The 15371-nt window shown below is 59.0% G+C and carries 16 protein-coding genes; 5 read left to right on the top strand and 11 right to left on the bottom strand.

What is annotated here, in order from left to right; translation table 11 throughout:
• Positions 1-8: 8 nt before the first annotated feature.
• Complete coding sequence (locus C5L12_RS24420; protein ID WP_105374657.1) at positions 9-428, bottom strand: RNA-binding S4 domain-containing protein; 420 nt, start codon at positions 426-428, stop codon at positions 9-11.
• Between the two features lie 4 nt (positions 429-432).
• Complete coding sequence (locus C5L12_RS24415; protein ID WP_105374656.1) at positions 433-3576, bottom strand: helicase-related protein; 3144 nt, start codon at positions 3574-3576, stop codon at positions 433-435.
• 699 nt (positions 3577-4275) lie between these two features.
• On the opposite strand from C5L12_RS24415, the gene C5L12_RS24410 reads away from it, so the two are divergent.
• Positions 4276-4431, top strand: coding sequence for a DUF3309 family protein (locus C5L12_RS24410; RefSeq protein ID WP_105374655.1), 156 nt, complete (start codon positions 4276-4278; stop codon positions 4429-4431).
• A 39-nt stretch (positions 4432-4470) separates the two neighbouring features.
• Positions 4471-4725 (top strand): YMGG-like glycine zipper-containing protein, encoded by a 255-nt coding sequence (locus C5L12_RS24405; RefSeq protein ID WP_105374654.1) that lies wholly within the window; start codon positions 4471-4473, stop codon positions 4723-4725.
• A gap of 246 nt (positions 4726-4971) precedes the next feature.
• Here the strand turns inward: C5L12_RS24405 and phbB are convergent, their stop codons facing one another.
• Together phbB and C5L12_RS24395 are read right to left on the bottom strand one after the other, a co-directional pair.
• Complete coding sequence (gene phbB / locus C5L12_RS24400; protein ID WP_105374653.1) at positions 4972-5700, bottom strand: beta-ketoacyl-ACP reductase; 729 nt, start codon at positions 5698-5700, stop codon at positions 4972-4974.
• A gap of 124 nt (positions 5701-5824) precedes the next feature.
• Positions 5825-7006, bottom strand: coding sequence for an acetyl-CoA C-acetyltransferase (locus C5L12_RS24395; RefSeq protein ID WP_105374652.1), 1182 nt, complete (start codon positions 7004-7006; stop codon positions 5825-5827).
• A gap of 248 nt (positions 7007-7254) precedes the next feature.
• Between C5L12_RS24395 and phaR the strand changes: the two genes are divergently transcribed.
• Positions 7255-7830, top strand: a complete 576-nt coding sequence (gene phaR / locus C5L12_RS24390; RefSeq protein WP_105374651.1) for a polyhydroxyalkanoate synthesis repressor PhaR — start codon at positions 7255-7257, stop codon at positions 7828-7830.
• On the opposite strand, the gene C5L12_RS24385 is transcribed toward phaR, so the two are convergent.
• The 4 genes from C5L12_RS24385 to mtgA form a co-directional block, all read right to left on the bottom strand.
• Positions 7831-8238 carry a hypothetical protein gene (locus C5L12_RS24385; protein ID WP_105374672.1) on the bottom strand — a complete coding sequence of 136 codons (408 nt, stop codon included), beginning with the start codon at positions 8236-8238 and terminating at the stop codon, positions 7831-7833.
• A 123-nt stretch (positions 8239-8361) separates the two neighbouring features.
• Positions 8362-8547, bottom strand: a complete 186-nt coding sequence (gene rpmF, locus C5L12_RS24380; RefSeq protein WP_003535764.1) for a 50S ribosomal protein L32 — start codon at positions 8545-8547, stop codon at positions 8362-8364.
• Between the two features lie 148 nt (positions 8548-8695).
• The gene (locus tag C5L12_RS24375) at positions 8696-9343 is read right to left on the bottom strand and encodes a glutathione S-transferase family protein (RefSeq protein WP_105374650.1); all 648 of its coding nucleotides are present in this window, start codon (positions 9341-9343) and stop codon (positions 8696-8698) included.
• A gap of 72 nt (positions 9344-9415) precedes the next feature.
• A complete protein-coding gene (gene mtgA, locus C5L12_RS24370; RefSeq protein ID WP_105374671.1) occupies positions 9416-10117 on the bottom strand; it encodes a monofunctional biosynthetic peptidoglycan transglycosylase in 702 nt (233 codons plus the stop codon).
• A gap of 175 nt (positions 10118-10292) precedes the next feature.
• Here mtgA and C5L12_RS24365 point away from each other — a divergent pair, with 175 nt between their 5' ends.
• Positions 10293-11207 carry a polyprenyl synthetase family protein gene (locus C5L12_RS24365; RefSeq protein ID WP_105374649.1) on the top strand — a complete coding sequence of 305 codons (915 nt, stop codon included), beginning with the start codon at positions 10293-10295 and terminating at the stop codon, positions 11205-11207.
• A 16-nt stretch (positions 11208-11223) separates the two neighbouring features.
• The gene (locus C5L12_RS24360) at positions 11224-11856 is read left to right on the top strand and encodes a LysE family translocator (protein WP_205839375.1); all 633 of its coding nucleotides are present in this window, start codon (positions 11224-11226) and stop codon (positions 11854-11856) included.
• A 21-nt stretch (positions 11857-11877) separates the two neighbouring features.
• Here C5L12_RS24360 and C5L12_RS24355 read toward each other — a convergent pair whose 3' ends face one another.
• From C5L12_RS24355 to C5L12_RS24345, 3 genes are all read right to left on the bottom strand, one after another.
• Positions 11878-12537, bottom strand: a complete 660-nt coding sequence (locus C5L12_RS24355; protein WP_105374648.1) for a YiaD family glycine zipper/OmpA-like lipoprotein — start codon at positions 12535-12537, stop codon at positions 11878-11880.
• Positions 12538-12710: 173 nt separating this feature from the next.
• Positions 12711-13961: a flavodoxin-dependent (E)-4-hydroxy-3-methylbut-2-enyl-diphosphate synthase gene (ispG, locus tag C5L12_RS24350; RefSeq protein WP_105374647.1), complete on the bottom strand. Its 1251-nt coding sequence runs from the start codon at positions 13959-13961 to the stop codon at positions 12711-12713.
• 130 nt (positions 13962-14091) lie between these two features.
• Positions 14092-15282: an MFS transporter gene (locus tag C5L12_RS24345; protein WP_105374646.1), complete on the bottom strand. Its 1191-nt coding sequence runs from the start codon at positions 15280-15282 to the stop codon at positions 14092-14094.
• Positions 15283-15371 lie beyond the last annotated feature (89 nt).

The raw sequence follows: 15371 nt of genomic DNA, 5'->3' as shown, positions 1-15371 counted from the left end.
TTTCTAATCTAATCGCTATCTGCGTCCGGAAACAGCCGGTCGGTTTCCCGACGCTCCTTCTTGGTGGGCCGGCCGCTTCCCTGCATGCGCTGCGCTTGCTCGAAGAGCGTCAGCCGCTGCCTCTCTTCCGGTGGCGGGCTGAGATCCTCGTAAAGAAGACGCGCCTCCTCGAAAGGGCCACGCCGCTCGCCACCCGACCTCACCACGAGCACGACATCGCGACGTTCAAGCGCAAGCTCGATGCGGTCCCCCGGCTTCACCTGGGAACTCGGCTGGGAAACAACATCTCCGTTCACCCGGACATGGTTCGATCGGATAAGGTCCTGAGCGATGGAGCGTGATTTCGCCATGCGGGCAAAAAAGAGCCACTTGTCGATGCGCTGGCGCGAACCGCTCAACGACGCCGCTTGTGGCTCCTTTTCCGTCATAGCCTTACTTCTTCATTTGCTCCTTGAGAGCAGCGAGCTTTGCAAAGGGCGAATCCGGATCGATCGGCTTCTCCTTGCGCGGGGGCTTAGCCTCAAAACGCGTCGGCTGCGACCCTTTGCCGCGCTCGTTACGATCCTGGCGCGGGCCGCCCTCCGGGCGTTCGCCGCGGTTTGGCCGATCGCCACGGTTGTTGTCAGGTCGGCGATTGTTGTCGCGGTTCTGCCGGCCGCCGTCGCGGCGCTCACGATCCCGGTCGCCGCTTGGCCGCCCTTCCCTGCGCTCTCCATCGCGACGATCGTCACGGCGCCCTTGAGCACCCTGAGCCGCCTCACCGCCGGCCTGGCGTTGGCCACCGCCGTGGCCACGCCGATCACCGTGTTGCTGGCGTCCAGTTCGCTGATTGTTGTCCCGGCCACCACCGGGCCGCCACAGAAGAACGGGCTTTGGCTCCTCGGGCTCATCAGTCTTTGCCGCATCAGCAGGGTCTGCCGAAGGTGTTTCCTCTACTGCCTCCGGTACCGCTTCGGATTGTGCCGCTTCGGATTGCGCCGTTTCAGCAGCCGTATCCGGCGAAGCCTCTGCCGTTTCGGAGGCGTCCGCGTCGTCAGCCTCTCCGGTCTCCTGTGCGGCTTCGGCAGATGCCGGCGCTACACTATCGGCAGACGCCCCGCCTTGAGCAGCCAGGAAAGCCTGCGCCTCTTCCGCCTTGACGGCATCCGCACGGTAACCCAATCCCTTGAGGATCTCTTCCATGTCATCTGGTGTGGCGCCTAGGATGGAAAGCATCGCGGTCGTCGTCGTGAACCGGCGGCCGTCATAAGCGCCCTCCGGACGTGGGGTGGTGCCGGGCTTCCACTGGAGGAGCGGACGGATCAGATCTGCCAGGCGCTCGAGAATATCGATACGAACCGCTCGTTTTCCGAGGAAACGGAAACCTGCCAGCTTGTAGAACATGCGTTCGAAAGCCGGATCCGCGACAACCGAAGTACGGCCGGCAGCAAGTGCCGGAATAAGGTCGCCGTAACCCGGCTTGTCGAGGCCGTCATTCTTCAAGGCCCAAAGAAGCGTGATCAGTTCGGCTGGAGCCGGCTTCAGAAGCGTTGGCATGAAGACGTGATAGGCGCCAAAGCGGATACCGTAGCGCCGCATCGAAGCGCGCGCGTCCTGATCCAGCGACTTGACTTCTTCTGTGACATCGCGCCGGAAGAGAACACCCAGATTCTCGACAAGCTGGAAAGCCAGCCCCTTCGCAAGACCCTGAAGGTCTTCGGCCCGCGACAGATCATCGAGCGGCTTCAGGATCGTGGCGACATGATGATTGACGAAGCGTTCGATGCGGGCAACCACATGATCGCGGGCATTGCCGGTGAGCTGCTCGTCCGACAGCAGGATAACGCGCGGACGCATGATATGATCGCTTGCTGTAAGACGGGCAACAGGTTCGCCCAGCCAACGCACGAAGCCATCGGATCCCACGGCGAGATCGCCATTGCCGGAGGCATAGAGCCTTGCGGCGCGGGCCTCGAATTCGAGGGCCAATGCCTTCTGGGCGGCCGCCTGCACCGCCTTAGCGTCCGGCCCCTCGGCCCCTGCGACGGGTGTGAAGCGGAATCCCGCCAACTGCCCGACGTGATGTCCTTCCACAAAGACATCACCATTCACACTGATTTCAGCTTCCAGCATAGCATTCTCTCTCAGGCGCTTCATGAGCACAGATGTCCTGCGATCAACGAAGCGTTTCGTCAACCGTTCATGTAGTGCGTCCGACAACCTGTCCTCAATTTCCCGCGTCTTTTCTTGCCAGTGTGTCGGATCGGCAAGCCAGCCGGGACGGTTCGAGACATAGGTCCAGGTCCGAATTTGCGCAATGCGTGCCGACAGCGTGTCGATTTCGCCATCGGTCCGATCGGCTCGGCGGACCTGCTCCGCCATGAAGTCCTCGTTCACAGTACCGAAGCGCACAAGATCGGAGAAAAGAGTCGAAATGAGGTCCGCATGCTGCGCCGGCGCAATCCGCCGATAATCCGGAAGAGCGCAGGCTTCCCATAGTTTCTCCACGCGTTCCGGCGTCGTCGCCGCGTCCCGGATCTCCGGATATCTCGAAAGATGATCAAGGGCTTGGCTATCGGTCGCGGGCAATGCACGGGTAAGACCGGAAACCGTGGGCGCCGCATCGAGGCTTTCTCGCAAAGCTTTGAGCGAAGAAAAATCCAGGTTCTTTGAACGCCACTGAAGCACCTTCACCTGATCGAATTGATGCCCTTCGATTCGCTCGACCAGTTCATCATCGAAGGGGGCAACCTGACCGGTGACACCAAAGGTTCCGTCTCTGACATGTCGCCCGGCGCGGCCAGCGATTTGGCCGAGCTCCCCCGGATTGAGATTTCGGAACTGGTAACCGTCGAATTTCCGGTCCTGGGCAAACGCGACATGATCGACGTCCAGGTTGAGACCCATGCCGATCGCATCCGTCGCAACCAGGTATTCAACATCGCCTGACTGATAAAGACCGACCTGAGCGTTGCGAGTACGGGGACTGAGCGCGCCGAGAACGACGGCCGCGCCGCCGCGCTGGCGCCGGATGAGTTCTGCGATGGCATAGACCTCGTCAGCCGAAAACGCCACGATGGCAGAACGCTGCGGAAGACGGGTGATCTTCTTCTGGCCGGCATAAAAGAGCTGAGACAGGCGCGGTCGCTCAACGATCGTCACGCCTGGCAATAGCCTTTCGAGAATCGGACGCATCGTCGCGGCACCCAGCAGAAGGGTCTCGTCGCGCCCGCGAAGATGCAGGATCCGGTCCGTGAAGATATGTCCGCGCTCGAGATCGCCGGCCAATTGCACTTCATCGATTGCAACAAACGACGCTTTCGTCTCACGCGGCATCGCTTCGACGGTACAAACGGAAAAGCGGGCGTTCGGCGGAGTTATCTTTTCCTCGCCGGTCACTAGAGCCACCTGGGAGATCCCGACTTTTTCCACCAGACGCGTATAGACCTCCCGCGCCAGAAGCCGGAGCGGAAGACCGATCACACCTGAACCATGGGCGACCATTCGCTCGATGGCGTAATGCGTTTTGCCGGTATTGGTGGGTCCGAGCACGGCGGTAACGCCGCGCCCGCTTGTAATCAAGGGCTGAAAATTCAAAGCCTAGGTCCGCGCATATGTGGACCGGTCATTACATGAGAAAAGGCCGGCCACGCCACACATGGCGATCCCTGCCGATAAAGGCAAGCCTCCATTGCGGTTTTGCACGCCAGGTACGTGGTTTTCCGCGCGATTTAATCATCTCCTTCCACAAGGAAAATCGTAGCAAAGAACAGACGCGAACGAATCGGAGACGAATCACAGACTCCACAGGATTCAACGTTTGTTCACGGCTATATATTGATGCACACCTGCTCGCACACACGACATCCTGAATCTCCGCGCCGATTCCTACCGCTTTTGATGGATGCCCCGGCGAAATCGCCGTCACTCACAGAGAAAGACCATAGTCAACATATTGATATAGTTAATTTTTGATAAACCAGCAACGCATGACCCCACTCCTAAAAGCACCCAAATTAACGTTCGGGCCAAAGCCAGAACGAAACGTTGACGAATCAGCGACCGGTCTTCTTTCCGGTTTTGTTCTCACAACATCTAGTATGTGCCGAGCCGCGTCCGACTCTAAAAATCCGAGCCGCAGTCAATCGTAACGGTAGTTTCCGATGCGGGCGTTAACCCCGCCTAACACCCGTTAACCACACGTGAGAGGTCACGGTTCCTGCTCTTGGAACAAAAAACGCGAAGCCACGTTTCCTCGCCACATCCGAACCGGATTGCCTAGCGGAGTAGAATGCCATGCTCGGAACCATATTGCTCATCATCCTCATCTTACTGCTCATTGGCGCTTTGCCGAATTGGGGTTATAGCCGAGGTTGGGGCTATGGTCCGTCCGGCGGATTGGGCCTCGTAGTACTGATCATCATCATCCTGCTGCTGATGGGCAGGATCTAAAAACGGCGTAGCCGTGCGTTAAAAGGGAAGGGAAATCACATGAAGAAGATTCTGGTTGTGGGCTGCATGATCGGCACGCTCGCCTCTTGCACATCCACCGAACGGGGCACGGCAATCGGTGCTGGTACCGGTGCTGTCATCGGCGGTGCTGTTACCAATAGCTGGGGCGGCGCAGCAGTCGGCGCTGTCGCGGGCGGTCTCGTCGGCGCAGCAATCGGCGAGTCCGAAAAGCGCCGCGGTTATTGCGTCTACCGCGACCGTTACGGCCGCACCTACGAGGCTCGTTGCCGCTAAGCCGCACGAGCGGAAGATATCGGCGACCGGCGTAGGGCAACCGACGCCGGTTTTTCTTTGCCTTAACGCGCTGGCGTCAACCTTTGGAGCAAAGCCGGAACAAATCGCTGACGAATCGGCGACATCGGCTGCTTCTCGGTTTGTTCACCACAATATCTCGTATTATAACAACACGTTAACCATATTGGCAGGCGGGATCGCCTGCCAAATTAGCCCCTAGTCACGGTAGACGGTTAATGGCGGAAATTATCCGGCCATAAACTGGCCGCCGTTTGCCGACAGCGTCGAACCGGTAATGAAGCCTGCCTCGTCGGAAGCGAGGAAAACGACGCAGCGGGCTATTTCCTCCGGCTCGCCAAGACGACCGACCGGAATCTGCGGAATGATCCGTTCGTTGAGCACCTTTTCCGGAACAGCTCGCACCATTTCTGTGCCGATATATCCGGGGCAAACCGCATTGACGGTGATGTTCTTCGCCGCTCCCTCCTGAGCAAGCGCCTTGGTGAAACCGAGATCACCTGCCTTGGCCGCAGAGTAATTCACCTGCCCCATCTGGCCTTTCTGGCCATTGATGGAAGATATGTTGACGATGCGACCGAACCCGCGGTCACGCATCCCGGCCCAGACCGGATGCGTCATGTTGAAAAGTCCTGTAAGATTGGTACCGATCACTTCGTTCCATTGTTCCGGGGTCATCTTGTGGAACATGCCATCGCGCGTGATACCGGCATTGTTCACAAGGACATCGATCGGTCCGAGTTCTGCTTCGACTTTGGCGATACCTTCAGCGCATGCTTGGTAGCTCGATACGTCCCATTTGAAGACCGGAATTCCCGTCTCGTCATAGAAGGCTTTTGCCTTCTCCTCATTGCCGGCAAAGTTGGCCGCCACCCGATAACCCGCGGCCTTGAGCGCAATTGAAATCGCCGCCCCGATACCACGCGTTCCTCCCGAAACCAATGCAACCCTGCTCATGCCACTTCCCTTCCCTTTGTGATACGGTCCTTCTGTGTAACCAGATGCTTACGGATTTTGACAGACTCGCGCCAGGAACAACCCCGCCTTCCGGATTCGAGCAAGCGGGGCTATCCCGTGAAAATCACATTGCTTCGAGACACATGGCAACGCCCATACCGCCACCGATGCAAAGTGTTGCGAGACCCTTCTTGGCGCCGCGACGCTTCATTTCGAAGAGAAGCGTATTGAGAACGCGGGCGCCGGATGCTCCAATCGGATGGCCGATGGCAATGGCACCGCCATTTACGTTGACGATCGAGGGATCCCAGCCGAGGTCCTTGTTGACCGCGCAAGCCTGCGCCGCAAAGGCTTCATTCGCTTCGACAAGATCGAGATCATTGACAGACCAGCCGGCTCTCTCCAGCGCCTTGCGGGAAGCAGGAATCGGGCCGGTACCCATGATCTGCGGATCGACACCGGCGGTAGCCCAGGAAGCGATGCGGACCAAAGGCGCAATGCCTCGGCGCTTGGCTTCTTCTTCCGTCATGAGCACGGTGGCCGCCGCACCGTCGTTGAGGCCGGATGCGTTGCCGGCAGTGACCGTGCCTTCCTTGTCGAAAGCCGGGCGGAGTTTTGTCATCGCGTCCATTGTTGCACCCGCACGGATGTACTCGTCGTTATCGACGGTCACGTCGCCTTTTCTCGTTTGAATGACGTAGGGAATGATCTCATCCTTGAAACGGCCTGCAGCTTGCGCCGCTTCTGCCTTGTTTTGGGAAGAGACGGCAAACTGATCCTGCTCTTCGCGGGAGAGCTGCCACTGGCGCGCAATGTTCTCCGCCGTAATCCCCATGTGATAGCCGTAGAAGGCGTCTGTGAGCCCGTCCTTGATCATCGTATCGATCATCTTGAAGTCGCCCATCTTCACGCCACCGCGCAGATGAGCGCAGTGCGGAGCCATGGACATGGACTCCTGGCCGCCTGCGACGATGATCTTTGCGTCACCCAAAGCAATCTGCTGCATTCCGAGTGCCACGGCACGCAGGCCCGAACCGCAAAGCTGATTCACTCCCCAAGCGGTTGCCTCCTTGGGAACACCGGCTTTCATCGCAGCCTGGCGCGCCGGATTCTGGCCTTCGCCCGCCGGCAGCACCTGCCCAAGGATGACCTCGTCCACGTCGGACGCATCGACACCGGCACGGGCAAGCGCGCCTTTGATCGCCGCCGCGCCGAGTTCGTGGGCCTGGACATTGGCGAAGGCACCGTTGAACGAGCCGACGGCAGTGCGGGCAGCCGATGCGATCACGATGGATGGATTAGCCATGGGAGGTCTCCTCTTATTCGATATTGCTCACGAGACTGGCAAAGCTTGGCCGCAGAGTCAAACGCTGGGGCGCATCAGCAGGCTGTGTTGGAAATTGGCCTTGAGATTTCGCGGATTTGCTGCGCAACAAAGCACTCGCCGCGCCGCACAAATCGATTGTCAGCCTGCTTCATTTAGGCTTACATTCCTCTTGGGAGCGCAACGCCATCGACAAAAAACAACCACGTTGACGGGAGCAGGAGGCAATTATGGCGAAGACCGAAGGCGAAATCATAATCAAGAAATATGCCAACCGACGCCTCTACAATACAGGCACCAGCACTTATGTGACGCTGGAGGACCTGGCAAAAATGGTGAAGAAAGGAGAGGAGTTCCTGGTTCAGGATGCCAAGACCGGCGAGGACATTACCCATTCCGTTCTGACGCAGATCATCTTCGAGCAGGAATCAAAGACGGGAAACACCCTGCTGCCCATCTCGTTTCTCCGGCAGTTGATTTCCTATTACGGCGACCAGATGCAGATGGTCGTGCCGACTTTTCTCGAACACTCGATGAAGACCTTTACGGAGCAGCAAACGCAGATGCGGGAGCAGATGGCCAAGGCCTTTGGCGATACGCCGCTCAGCAAAAACCTGCAGGCGCCAATGCAATTGATGGAAGAGCAGGTGCGTCGGAACACTGAGATGTTCCGTCAGGCGGTGCAGATGTTTTCCCCCTTCACGGGCCAGCCACCAGCCGCAGCTCAAAAGAAGGCGGATTCGAAGGATATCGACGAACTGAAAGAACAGCTTCGCAACCTTCAAAGCCGGCTCGACAATCTCTGATTAAAGCCCGATCGATACATCCCGCCCGGCCGAACGGATCGCGACTGCAAAGCCGCCGATGACGTCGATGAATGTTATGATCATCAAGATGAAGAATATCTGCGTTGCAGCATCTCTGACCAACAGGAATTCCGTCAGATATCCGACGAAGGTCAGCATTGAGAGCATGTGATTGAAAAGCGAGCCGCGACCGTTGCGGCTCGCCTTCAGGATTTCCACGAAGAGAAAAAACAACGCAACCACGATCAGAACGTCGCCCAGCGTCATCGTCCACTCCGCGCCGGAGAGCATCCGCAGCGAGATCAAGACGTTGTCGAGCGAAGCCACTCCGCCCCCGCCCATCGTTCCCAACATCGCAAGATTGTAGAGAACGAACGGAATGATCATCAACGGCAGGGCAGCGAGCATGGCAGACTCCAAACAATGATTGGTCGGCCGGACTGTGATGGCTGCTCGCGCTTTCCGCAAGACATCGCTGAAACAAAAAAGGCCGGCAAAGCCGGCCCTCATGCAAACTGCCTGCTAAAACGCTTATGCGTTTTCCTTCGGCGTCAGAACCTGGCGGCCACGGTACATACCGGTCTTCAGGTCGATGTGATGCGGACGGCGAAGTTCGCCGGAGTTCTTGTCTTCGATATAGGTCGGAGCCTTGAGCGCGTCGGCGGAGCGGCGCATACCGCGCTTGGACGGGCTCGTTTTTCTCTTCGGTACAGCCATTTTCGTTACTCCACTTTCGTGCAAAACATAATCCCCGGCCGGAACTGAGGCCGATTGGGCATGTCTCGATCTCGGAAATTTGGGCGGCTTATACATGCCCTGCAGGGGTTTGACCAGTCCTCAGCAGGATTTTTTGTAAATATGAGGCTTACGCCTCGTCTTCCGGCACGATCCAAGTTTCGGCAAGCGCCGCTTCCTGCCATTGGTGCCAAGCGGGATGGGATTTCATCGCCGCCATGTAAGCGAGCGCATCTGCATCCGATACAAGATCATAAACGTCAAACCGATTAACGACCGGTGCGAACATCGCATCCGCTGCGGAGAACTCGCCGAATAGAAATGGCCCGCCAGACGTCGCGCGCAGTTCCCGCCAGATCGCGGAAATCCGGGCAACGTCCTCCATCACGCCTTCGGCCAGTTCAATTTTGCGCTTTGGCCGCCGGATATTCATCGGGCAGGCGTTGCGCAACGCTCTGAACCCAGCAAGCATCTCAACCGAAATCGACCGGGCTATCGCTCGGTCGGGCGCCGCTTTTGGCCAGACGCGCCTTTCGGGGAAAAGCTCGGCCACATATTCGATGATCGCCAGCGACTCCCAGACGCGCAGGTCCCCATGGTGCAGCACGGGCACCTTGCCGGTTGGCGATATCGGCTTAAACTTCGGATTCCCTGCTGGAAAATCGAACGGTATCAGCACCTCTTCGAACGGAATCCCAGCTCCCGTCATCGCAATCCATGGGCGGAAGGACCATGACGAATAGTTCTTGTTGCCGATATAAAGGATGAGCTTTTCCACGACGGCGCCTCCAGCAGGTTTTACCTGCCTATAATCGGCCCGCCGGACAACAACCAATGAAATTGCGCGAAGTCAGCCATAAATGCATTTGATATAATCGGCGGAGCTGCGGGCACGCCGCTCGACGACCGCGGCCAAGCGCTGCATTCCGCGGCCGGGCTTGCCAGCAACCCGGGTGATGGGATTGGGAAGCGCCACAGCTAGAAGCGCTGCCTGCCGCGCACTAAGCTTCGCGGCCGGCACTTTAAAATGATATTGGGCTGCCGCCTCTGCCCCGTAGATGCCAGGGCCCCATTCAGCGATATTGAGATAAATCTCCATTATCCGACGCTTCGACCACACGAAGTCGCCGCCGATTGCGAGAGGCAGTTCGAGACCTTTTCGGATGAACGAACGACCATTCCAGAGGAACAGGTTCTTGACCGTCTGCATGGGAATCGTGCTGGCTCCGCGTGTCGCTTCGCCGTCAAGGGCATCCTCCACCACGCCGCGCATCTGGGCCCAGTCAACGCCGCCATGGAAGCAGAACTGTCCGTCTTCCGACATCATGACCGAACGCACCAGGTTGGGCGAGATGTCGTCGAGACTAACCCAGCGCCGATCATAGCCACGGAAAAGGATCAGTTCCGAGAGCATCAAGGTCGAGACAGGGCGAGTAAACGGTATGGCGTAGACCAGGATCAACAGGTAGGGCAGCACCAGGACGACGACCGCAATTGAGAGAAAGCGACGCGTCAGCCTATTGGACAACAGACGGTCCCGCCGCGTCCTCATGACGGACTCCTCTTCGTCCACGTGCTGTTCGGGTGAAATGTCCAATATCCCGCTTATCCCATGCTTAGCAATTTCATAACCGGTGAATGCTTCCAAGGCGAGTCCGGCGCCGAAACTTCCGGTGTACTGGTAAATCTCCGTTGCTTGCCAACGGTTGGCATGCCAAACAGCGGCCATGACGGACACCAAACCTGCATTTGACGAGCGCTTACGGCAAAGCGCTTCCGAGACGGAAGCCTTGCTTGCTTCAGTGCTTTCCGATGCCGCCCTGCCGGATGAGATCGCACGCCCGGCACACCTGATGGCAGCCATGCGGCACGGCTCCTTGAACGGTGGGAAAAGGCTTCGGCCCTTTCTGTTGCGCGAAAGCGCGGTTCTTCTTGGCGGGTCATCCGATGCCGCGCTTCGTGTCGGCGTGGCGCTCGAATGCCTTCACTGCTATTCGCTGATTCACGACGATCTTCCGGCCATGGACGACGACGATCTGCGGCGGGGCCAGCCGACCGTTCACAGGGCTTTCGACGAAGCGACAGCTATCCTCGCAGGCGATAGTCTTCTGACCTATGCTTTCGACATCATCGCGGCTCCGGAAACCACGCTTGCGGACAGGCTCAAGACAGAGCTTGTGCTGGCACTGGCGCGGGCAGCAGGCCCCGGCGGCATGGCAGGCGGACAGGCTCTTGACCTTGCCGCAGAAAAATCAGCGCCGGATGAAGCCGGTATCGTGACCTTGCAGGCAATGAAGACCGGTGCGCTGCTGCGGTTTGCCTGCGAGGCAGGCGCCATCGTCGCCGGGTCGCCGCCGGCCGATCGGGAAAGACTTCGTCTTTTCGGCCAAAAGATCGGCCTCGCGTATCAGCTCGCCGACGATCTGCTCGACCTCACCTCCGATGCCTCCACCTTGGGGAAGGCGGCCGGCAAGGATGCCGCGCGCGGCAAGGGAACGCTGGTCGGCCTCCATGGCAGGGATTGGGCTGAAAAGAGGCTCGAAGTACTGACCAATGAAGCTATCGGCCTTCTTGCGCCCTACCGAGAAAAGGCGCTTATTCTGCAGGAAGCGGCGCGCTTTATCGCCAGCCGAGACAATTGACCCCCGAGGGAAGACCTTGCCTGAGATCCTGATCTATATGTGGCCCGCCTATGTCGCCTATATCATCAACGTCGCAAGCCCCGGCCCGGCCAATTTCGCGATCATCGGCGCCTCGATCTCGCAAGGCCGCCGGGCCGGGTTGATCACCGCACTCGGTATCGGATGCGGTTCTTTCACCTGGGCCTGCGCCGCAGCGCTTGGCCTGGCGGCGCTGCTGCGCAACTATGCGCTTGCACTGGAGATCCTGAAAATCCTTGGCGGACTCTACCTGATCTATCTCGCCTGGAAGGCTTATAAATCCGCACGCTTACCGGATGCAAAAGCCGCAATCGGCAATGCCCGGACCGATTATACGGCGGGCCAGCTCTGGTTGCGTGGTTACATGATCCACTTGACCAATCCGAAGGCGATCTTTGCCTGGCTCGCGATCATTTCGCTCGGTCTGCCGGAAAACGCGCCGGTCTCGGCAATCGTCCTGATCATCGCCATCTGCATGACATCAAGCCTGACGATCTTCACCACCTATGCGGTGATATTTTCCACATCCCACGCGCTGCGGAGTTACAGGAGCGCGCGACGCTGGATCGAAGGCACAATGGCCGTCTTCTACAGCGTCGCCGGGTTCAAGCTTCTGACGAGCCGCATCTGAGCGGCTCGCCGAGTTCTCAAATCAGCCCTGGGTGATCGGAGCGATCGCCACTTCGACGCGACGGTTCTGCGCGCGACCATCCGAGGTCGCGTTAGACGCAACCGGTTGCGACGGACCAAAACCCATCGTCGACATGCGGCGCTGGTCGACCCCGCGGCCTGCCAGATAGTTCGCAACCGACGCAGCACGGCGTTCCGACAGCCCTTGGTTATGCGAGAGGCTGCCGGTCGAATCGGTATGCCCGTTTACATCGATAAAGGTCTTGTTGAACTTGTTCAGCACGACCGCTACCGAATCGAGGGTTCTGTAGAATGGCGGGATCACCTGATCCTGGTCGGTCGCAAAGGTGATGTTGGACGGCATGTTGAGGATGATGCGGTCGCCGACGCGCGTCACGGAAACGCCCGTGCCCTGAAGCTCGGCACGTAATTCCGCTTCCTGATTGTCCATATAGGCGCCAATCCCGCCGCCGGCAAGCGCACCGATACCGGCGCCGATCAGAGCATTGCGACCCGCATGGCGTCCTCCCGTCAGCCCGCCGGCAAGTGCGCCCAGGCCGGCACCGATCACGGCACCACCAGCGGTGTTGGAAACCTTTTGTTCACCCGTATACGGGTCGGTTGTGGTGCAGGCAGAGAGATAGGTCGCGCAAAGTGCGACGATTGCGATTTTCTTGAGCATGAAGTTGAAGTCCCCGTCGTCAATGGTGACATCTCATTTACCACGAATTGCGGCAATAGCGAGGAGAGGCTTCGGCACTCGGTAGCCCCTTTTGTCCAACAGCTGGCATTCCGGGACTGACCAACCTCGTCGACGATTGCAACGTGTTGGCGTGGCGGCTCTTGGGAACCAAATTACTCTGCAGCCGAGCGGTGCCCGAAGCGCTGTTCGATATACTCGATGACGAGTTTCTCGAAATCGGCGGCGATGTTCGGGCCGCGCAGCGTCATAGCCTTCTGGCCATCGATGAAAACCGGTGCCGCCGGCGTCTCGCCGGTGCCGGGCAGCGAAATGCCGATATCGGCATGCTTGCTTTCGCCGGGCCCGTTGACGATGCAGCCCATGACGGCGACGTTAAGCGCTTCGACGCCTGGATATCTCTCGCGCCAGACCGGCATGTTCTTGCGGATGTCGTTCTGGATGTTCTGCGCCAGCTCCTGGAAAACTGTCGACGTCGTGCGGCCGCAACCGGGACAGGCCGCGACCACCGGCAAGAACTGGCGGAATCCCATGACCTGCAGCAGCTCCTGCGCCACCTGAACCTCGCGGGTGCGGTCGCCATTCGGCTCCGGCGTCAGCGAGACCCGGATCGTGTCGCCGATCCCATGCTGCAGCACATAACCCATTGCCGCAGACGAGGCGACGATGCCTTTCGATCCCATGCCGGCTTCGGTGAGGCCAAGGTGCAGCGCGTGGTTGGAGCGCTCGGCAAGCATGGAATAGACAGCGATCAGGTCCTGCACCTGGCTGACCTTAGCCGACAGAATGATCCGGTTGCGTGGCAGGCCGATCTGCTCGGCAAGCTCTGCGGAAATTAGCGCGGATTGGACGATGGCCTCATGCATGACCTGACGGGCGGAAAGCGGCGAACCCTCGGCGGCGTTGCGGTCCATCAACATGGTCAGGAGATCCTGGTCGAGCGAACCCCAGTTGACGCCGATGCGCACCGGCTTGTCGTAGCGGATCGCCATCTCGATGATGTCGCCGAACTGCTTGTCCTTTTTGTCCTTGAAACCGACATTGCCCGGATTGATGCGATATTTAGCCAGCGCTTCGGCGCAGGCCGGATGGTCGGCAAGCAGCTTATGGCCGATATAGTGGAAGTCGCCGACCAACGGCACGTCCATGCCGAGCCGCAACAAGCGCTCGCGGATTTTTGGTACCGCTGCAGCACTCTCGTCACGGTCGACGGTGATGCGGACGATTTCCGAACCCGCCTTGTAGAGCGCGGCGACCTGCGCGACCGTCGCATCAATGTCGGCAGTATCCGTATTGGTCATCGACTGAACGACGACCGGCGCGCCGCCGCCGACGATGACGCCACCGACATCGACCGCAACAGTGGCACGCCGCGGCTTGGGATCGTAATCGACGGGTGAGGACATGGAACTTCTCGTCGCCTTGAAAATAGGAGCGCCTTTCAGGTGGCGTATGGCTTGCGGCTTGTCAACCGGCTGGCCGCGCACTTTATCGCAGCAGGCTCTCTTCTTCCATCAGCGCGCGATTGCGCCTTTTTTAGTGATGGGCGTTGTCGGCATGCCTTGCAAGCGGTGACAGCAGCAATGCCACTGCGATCAGGATGGAGAGGGCTGCAAAGATCACGGCAAGCCCGGTGTGCTCTGCAATGAAGCCGATTGCCGACGGCGCCACGAGAATGCCGGAATATCCCATCGTCGTAACGACCGAGAGACCGACACCGGGTGCCATCCCGGGCAGGTTGCCGGCGGCGGAAAAGGCGATCGGCACGATGTTGGAAATGCCGATACCCGTCAGCGCAAAGCCCGCGATCGCCATTGCCGTATTCTCGGCAAAGCCGATCAACAGCAGACCAAGGATTGCAATCACTGAACAGACGCGAAGCGTCATGACGGCGCCGAACCGGTCGCGGATGAGGTCACCCGCAAAACGCATCGCCGCCATGGTCAGAGAGAAAGCAGCGAACGCGAAACCGGACAGCGTGACGGAAGCCGCAAGTTCGTTACGGAGATAAAGCGCACCCCAGTCGAGGATCGCGCCTTCCGGTATCATGCAGAACAGGGCCATGATGCCAAGCAGCCAGGGAAGCGGCGAAAGCGGCAGGCGACTCTTGCCATGATGCCCCTCGTCGGGATGCGGTGCGTCATGCAACACCGTCCGCCAGGCCGCGACGATCATCAGCGCCGCCAGTGCTGTGACGAGGATCGCATGCGCGGAAACCCCTATATGCTCAATCAGGAAGCCGCCGGTCGAGGAGCCGATTAGGCCGCCTAAGCTCCAGAAGGCGTGGCAGGAGGACATGATGGCACGCCGCATGCGCTTCTCGACGGAAACCGCATTCGCATTCATCGCGACATCCATTGCCCCGATCAGGCCACCGAAAAGGAAGATTGCGATTGCGCCGGTCCAGATGCCGCCGACCCAAGTCAGAAACAGCAACGTCGGCGTGAGCAAAACCGCCGTCCATTTGGAAACCTGGCTCGATCCGAAGCGGGCGATCTGGCTGCCGGCGAGCGGCATCATCACGATCGATCCGAGCCCGAATGTCAGGATCATCAACCCGAGAGCCCCTTCGTCCAGGCTGAGGCGGCTTGCAAATTCAGGAATTTTCGGAGCCCATGCGCCCACCATGAAGCCGTTCATCAGGAACAGCAGCGATACGCCTACCCTTTCGCGGGTAATGAATTTTTCAGACCGAATAGGAGAATTAAGAGGTGCGCGAGTATCCATACGTCCAATCCTTCTGGTTGTCGCGACCATATTTAAATCGATTGAAATTGCAACGGCGCATTGGCGGCCCGTGTCTCACAAATTATGTG

It is taken from the genome of Neorhizobium huautlense, from assembly GCF_002968575.1.
Taxonomy (GTDB): domain Bacteria; phylum Pseudomonadota; class Alphaproteobacteria; order Rhizobiales; family Rhizobiaceae; genus Neorhizobium; species Neorhizobium huautlense.
The sequence above is the reverse complement of the archived record's forward strand: the minus strand, read 5'-3'. Positions and strand labels throughout refer to the sequence as shown.

Bases quoted from the DNA above. Each gene is read 5' to 3' on its own strand.
- C5L12_RS24420 (WP_105374657.1), bottom strand. From the start codon at position 428: ATGACGGAAAAGGAGCCACAAGCGGCGTCGTTGAGCGGTTCGCGCCAG.
- C5L12_RS24410 (WP_105374655.1), top strand. From the start codon at position 4,276: ATGCTCGGAACCATATTGCTCATCATCCTCATCTTACTGCTCATTGGC.
- C5L12_RS24405 (WP_105374654.1), top strand. From the start codon at position 4,471: ATGAAGAAGATTCTGGTTGTGGGCTGCATGATCGGCACGCTCGCCTCT.
- phbB (WP_105374653.1), bottom strand. From the start codon at position 5,700: ATGAGCAGGGTTGCATTGGTTTCGGGAGGAACGCGTGGTATCGGGGCG.
- C5L12_RS24395 (WP_105374652.1), bottom strand. From the start codon at position 7,006: ATGGCTAATCCATCCATCGTGATCGCATCGGCTGCCCGCACTGCCGTC.
- phaR (WP_105374651.1), top strand. From the start codon at position 7,255: ATGGCGAAGACCGAAGGCGAAATCATAATCAAGAAATATGCCAACCGA.
- C5L12_RS24385 (WP_105374672.1), bottom strand. From the start codon at position 8,238: ATGCTCGCTGCCCTGCCGTTGATGATCATTCCGTTCGTTCTCTACAAT.
- rpmF (WP_003535764.1), bottom strand. From the start codon at position 8,547: ATGGCTGTACCGAAGAGAAAAACGAGCCCGTCCAAGCGCGGTATGCGC.
- mtgA (WP_105374671.1), bottom strand. From the start codon at position 10,117: ATGAGGACGCGGCGGGACCGTCTGTTGTCCAATAGGCTGACGCGTCGC.
- C5L12_RS24365 (WP_105374649.1), top strand. From the start codon at position 10,293: ATGACGGACACCAAACCTGCATTTGACGAGCGCTTACGGCAAAGCGCT.
- C5L12_RS24355 (WP_105374648.1), bottom strand. From the start codon at position 12,537: ATGCTCAAGAAAATCGCAATCGTCGCACTTTGCGCGACCTATCTCTCT.
- ispG (WP_105374647.1), bottom strand. From the start codon at position 13,961: ATGTCCTCACCCGTCGATTACGATCCCAAGCCGCGGCGTGCCACTGTT.
- C5L12_RS24345 (WP_105374646.1), bottom strand. From the start codon at position 15,282: ATGGATACTCGCGCACCTCTTAATTCTCCTATTCGGTCTGAAAAATTC.